Origin of the sequence: Actinomadura physcomitrii (assembly GCF_008923205.2) — a bacterium.
Classification (GTDB): Bacteria; Actinomycetota; Actinomycetes; order Streptosporangiales; family Streptosporangiaceae; genus Spirillospora; species Spirillospora physcomitrii.
In genome coordinates, this window is sequence record NZ_WBMS02000108.1 from 1 (window position 1) to 870 (window position 870).

General features: G+C 69.9%; 1 protein-coding gene. It reads right to left on the reverse strand.

The features are described from left to right. Positions 1-2: 2 nt before the first annotated feature. A protein-coding gene (locus F8568_RS46455) for an IS5 family transposase (protein ID WP_328601334.1) occupies positions 3-820 on the reverse strand; the annotation gives its coding sequence in 2 pieces (ribosomal slippage) (positions 3-470 and positions 473-820; 816 coding nt in all). Positions 821-870 lie beyond the last annotated feature (50 nt).

Sequence of the window (870 nt, forward strand, 5' to 3'; positions counted from 1 at the left end):
TCTCATGTGGGCTGTTTGGTGAGCTTCTTGTAGCAGGTGATGGCGGCGGCGAGGACGAGAAAGGCGTTGAACAGGTGGCCGTGGCGTTCGTAGCGGATGGTCAGGCGCCGGTAGCCGAACAGCCAGGCCAGCGTCCGTTCGATCACCCAGCGGTGTCGGCCGAGGCGCTCGCCGGACTCGATGCCGGGCCGGGAGATCCGCGGCACGATTCCGCGTCGCCGCAGCCAGGTTCGGTGCTCGGCGGAGTGGTACGCCTTGTCGGCGCGCATCTTCACCGGCCGCCGCCGACGCGGGCCACGGTGCGACCGGATCGCCGGCAACGCCATCAGCAGCGGCTTGAGGGCCTGACTGTCGTGGACGTTGGCCGCCGACACCGCGACCACCAACGGCAACCCGGCGGCATCGGACAGTACGTGGAGCTTGCTGCCCTTCTTGCCCCGATCGACCGGATTGCGGCCCGTCAGCGTGCCCCCCTTTTCGCGCGGACGGCCGCGGCGTCCACGATCGCCGACGCCCAGTCCACCTGCCCCCGCACCCCCAGCTCGTCCAGCACCGCGTGGTGCAGCCGCGGCCACAACCCCGCCCGCGTCCAGGCGGTGAAACGGCGATGCGCGGTCGGCACACTGACGCCGAACTCCGCCGGCAGATGCCGCCACGCACACCCGCTGGTCAGCACGTACACGATCGCGGTGAACACCGCCCGGTCATCCACCGCCGCCGTCCCGCCACCCTGCCGCCGTGGCCTGAACACAGGGATCAGCGGCTCGGCAAGCTCCCACAACTCATCCGGCACCAGCCGCAACGCAAGATCCGACGACACGATCCCGCATTATCCCGCAGGACACCCGCAACCCACGTGAGACACGCTCT